Raw genomic sequence first — 4,385 nt, 5'->3', positions numbered from 1 at the left:
AACAACACGCCCCTCCCACCCCCAGCCCCCTACCGGAACTACCTCACCTGGCTCACAACCCAGGACCGCAACGCAGCCAAGAAGGCCTGGCAAGAAGCACTGGCCGGGACAGAAGAGCCCACGCTGCTGGCCACGACCCGACGACACCACTCTTCGGTGACCCCGGAGGTGCTGCCCGTCGCGCTCTCGGAGGAATCGACAACGGCGTTGTCGATGGCCGCGCGCGGTCACGGCCTGACGCTCAACACCGTCGTCCAGGGAGTGTGGGGAGTACTGCTGGGGCGTTCGCTCGGCCGGAACGACGTGGTCTTCGGCGGTGTCGTATCCGGTCGTGGCCCGGAGGTCGCGGGCATCGAGAACATGGTGGGGCTGTTCATCAACACCCTGCCCGTACGCGTGCGCTGGCACGAGACCGACTCGTGGGCGGACATGCTGACCCGGCTGCAGGACGAACAGTCGGAACTGCTGGACCACCGGCATCTTGGCCTGGCCGACATCCAGCATCTGACGGGGCTGCGGGAGCTGTTCGACACGACGACCGTGTTCGAGAACTATCCCCTGGACGCCTCGGCAGTGGAGATGGCGGGATCCGATCTGCGGGTACGGAACATCAACGCGAGCGACGGCACCCACTATCCGCTCAGCCTCGCGGTGATACCCGGGCGCGAACTGCTGTTGCGCTTGAAGTACCGACCGGACCTGATGGAGCGAGACGCGGTCGAGGCCATCGCGGTGCGACTTCGCATACTCCTGGAATCAGTCATCGCCGATCCCGGGTGCCTCGTCGGACAGAGCAGCATGCTGACGGCCGAAGAACGACATCGGCTGCTGGTGGAGTGGAACGACACGGCGGCGCCGGAGGCGTCGGCGAGCGTGCCGCAGTTGTTCGAGGAGCAGGTGGCCCGCACGCCCGACAAGCCGGCCGCGCTTTTCGAGGACACCACGCTGTCCTATGCGGAACTCAACGCTCGGGCGAACCGGCTCGCCCACCGCTTGATCGCACAGGGCGTCGGCCCTGAGGACGTGGTCGCCGTCGTTCTGCCGAGGTCGATCGAGCTGCTGGTGGCACTGCTCGCGGTGCACAAGGCCGGGGCGGCGTATCTGCCGGTGGACCCGGCGCACCCGTCCGAGCGCATCGCGCTGATGCTGGGTGACATTCGCCCTGCGATGGTCGTGGACGCCGGTGTTCTGGCCGGTGACATGAGCCGGTACCCGGACGTGAATCCTCGTGACACCGACCGTGCCGCCCCGCTGTCGCCGGCCCATCCGGCCTATGTCATCTACACCTCCGGCTCCACCGGCGTCCCCAAGGGTGTCGTGGTGGAGCACCGGTCGCTTGCGGACTATGTGGCCTGGGCGCGCGAGGCCTATCCGAGTGCGCGCGGAAAGGTTCTGCTGCACTCCTCGGCAGCCTTCGACATGACCGTCACGGCGTTGTTCGTCCCTCTGCTGACCGGTGGCTGCATCCGCCTCGCAGCGCTGGAGGAGCACTCACGGCCCGGCGAGGGAGTCACGGGTGCCGGGCCCACGTTCCTCAAGGGCACGCCGAGCCACCTGCCCCTGCTGAATTCGTTGCCCGCGGAGTTCTCGCCGACGGAGGAACTGCTGCTCGCCGGTGAGGCGTTGCTCGACGAACCTCTCGAGGAATGGCGGCGCCGACACCCGTCGGTGACGGTGTTCAACGTCTACGGTCCGACCGAGACCACGGTCAGCTGTACGCAGTTCCGGATCGAGCCGGGCGCGGCGCTGTCGCCGGGAGTCGTGCCCATTGGCCGACCCCTGCGGAACACGCGGGTGTATGTGCTGGACGTTGGGCTGCGGTTGGTGCCTCCGGGTGTGGTCGGCGAGCTGTACGTGGCAGGGACAGGAGTGGCCAGGGGCTATGTCAACCGCCCCGGCCTGACAGCCGAGCGGTTCGTGCCCGACCCCTTCGGCCCGGCCGGTACCCGCATGTACCGCACCGGCGACCTGGCCCGCTGGACACCCGACGGGCAACTGACCTTCGCGGGCCGCGCCGACGACCAGGTCAAGATCCGCGGCTACCGCATCGAACCCAGCGAAATCGAAACCGTCCTCTCCCGCCACCCCGCACTCTCCCAGGCCGCCGTAGTCGCCCAGGAGCACAACCCCTCCGGAAAACGCCTCGTGGCCTACGTCGTACCCACCACCGGAACAACCACCGACACCTCACAACTACGCGACTTCATCCGGAACACACTGCCCGACTACATGACCCCCGCGGTCTTCGTCGTCCTGGACGAACTGCCCCTGCTCCCGAACGGGAAACTGGATCGGGCAGCGTTGCCCGCACCCGACCTCGCCGGGATGTCGAAGAGCCGTGTTCCTCGCACACCGCGGGAAGAACTTCTCTGCGGACTTTTCACCCAGGTACTGGGCGTCCCCGAGGTCGGCGCCGAGGACAACTTCTTCGAACTGGGTGGCGACAGTGTCATGTCCATCCAGCTCGTGTCCAAAGCTCGCGCCGCTGAGCTGGTCTTCTCCCTTCGCGACGTGTTCCAGTACAGGACCCCGGCAGCTCTGGCCGTGGCTGCGACAGCGGCTGGAGCGGGTGAACTCGGCGGTGAGGCGCCTGATGCCGGCATCGGTCGGCTGCCCATGACCCCGATCATGCACCGGCTGCGAGAACGTGGGGGTTCACTCGACCAGTTCCATCAGACGGTGCTCCTGAACGTTCCCGGTGGTCTCGGCGCCGCGCGCCTCATCGCGGTGATGCAGGCGGCACTGGATCAGCACGACGCGCTGCGCATGAGGATGATCCGGCATCCTGGCAGCGAGTGGCAGTTGGAGATCGCCCCACGCGCCACGATCGAGGCGAGCTCGTGTATCCGCCGCGTGGACATCCTCGGGCTGGAAGGCGCGGCGTTGCGCGCGACGATCGCGGCAGAGGGCGCCGGGGCAGTGCGGCGGCTTGCCCCCGGTGACGGGGTCATGGTGCAGGCGGTGTGGTTCGATGCCGGGCCGGCCCGGCCGGGCCGGTTGTTGCTGGTGCTGCACCATCTCGTGGTGGACGGGGTGTCCTGGCGGATTCTGCTGCCGGATCTGTCCTCCGCGGCGGCAGCCGTCGCAGCCGACCGTGCAGTGGACCTGGCCCCCGTGCACACCTCGTTCCGCCGGTGGGCCGAACTGCTGGTGGAGCAAGCTCAGGAACCGAAGCGCATCGCCGAGACAGCATGGTGGGAGCACGTTCTCGACAGCCCGAGCGTGATGCTGGCCGACCGACCGCCTCGGGCGACGGACACCACTCGGTCGTTGACCATGACCATTTTGCCGGAACGGGCGGTGCCGTTGCTCTCGGAGGTACCGGCTGCGTTTCATGCGAACGTCAACGACGTCCTGCTGACCGCTCTGGCCGTAGCGGTCATGCGCTGGCACCAGCAGCGCGGAAATGCGGGCGCGGCGTTGCTGGTCGATGTGGAGGGGCATGGCCGGGACGAGTTCGCCGCCGGTGTCGACGTGTCACGCACGGTGGGCTGGTTCACCAGCCTGTTCCCCGTACGCCTCGACCTCCACGACATCGACCTCGACCACGTACTCACCGGAGAAACCGCCACCGGACAAGCGCTCAAGACAGTCAAGGAACAACTCCGGACAGTCCCGGACCACGGACTCGGATACGGACTCCTCCGCTACCTCAACCCCCAGACCGGCACACGACTGTCGAACCTGACCGCTCCCCAAATCGGCTTCAACTACCTGGGACGACTCACCCCAGCAGACACCGGACAATGGGCCATCGCAGAAGAAGCCGACGCCCTCTTCGACCCGGCCGACACCGCCCTGCCAGAGCCGGGACCGGCACACCACCTCGACATCAACGCCTTGGCCCGGGAAGGCGCAGAGGGACCCGAGCTGGTGGCGTCTTGGACATGGACCGAACAGGCACTGTCCGAAGCGGACGTCCGTGAACTCACCAGCCTGTGGTCACAGGCACTCGACGCACTCATCACCCACACCCGCCAGCCCGGAGCTGGGGGCTGGACGCCCTCGGACCTCCCCCTTGTGTCGCTGACGCAGCAGCAGCTTGATCGTCTGACCGGGTCCCGAGCAGACGAGTCAGGTCTTGAGGAGATCCTTCCGCTCTCACCGCTGCAGGAGGGCCTGCTCTTCCACTCCGCCTTCGACAAGCAGTTGCCGGATGTCTACACCGTCCAGTTGGCCCTCACCCTCCAAGGACAGCTCAACGTGCCGGTGCTGCGGTCCGCCGCAGCAGCCTTGTTGCGACGGCATGCGAGCTTGCGGGCGGGCTTCTGGCAGGAGGACGCGGAACACCCGGTGCAGGTGATTCCGCGGGAGGTCGCCCTGCCCTGGCGGGAAGTGGACCTGAGCGGACTGAGCGATCAGCAGCCGGAACTGGCCCGGCTCTT

1 protein-coding gene is annotated in these 4,385 nt (G+C 67.3%); it reads left to right on the top strand.

Going from position 1 to position 4,385, the window contains the following annotated elements; genetic code table 11:
- Positions 1-4,385, top strand: a 4,385-nt coding sequence (locus AC07DF_RS41245) for an amino acid adenylation domain-containing protein (RefSeq protein WP_478982741.1), incomplete at both ends; no start/stop codon positions are given.

The organism is Streptomyces sp. NPDC044719 (genome assembly GCF_056433405.1).
This window is presented reverse-complemented; position numbering and strand designations above follow the sequence as displayed.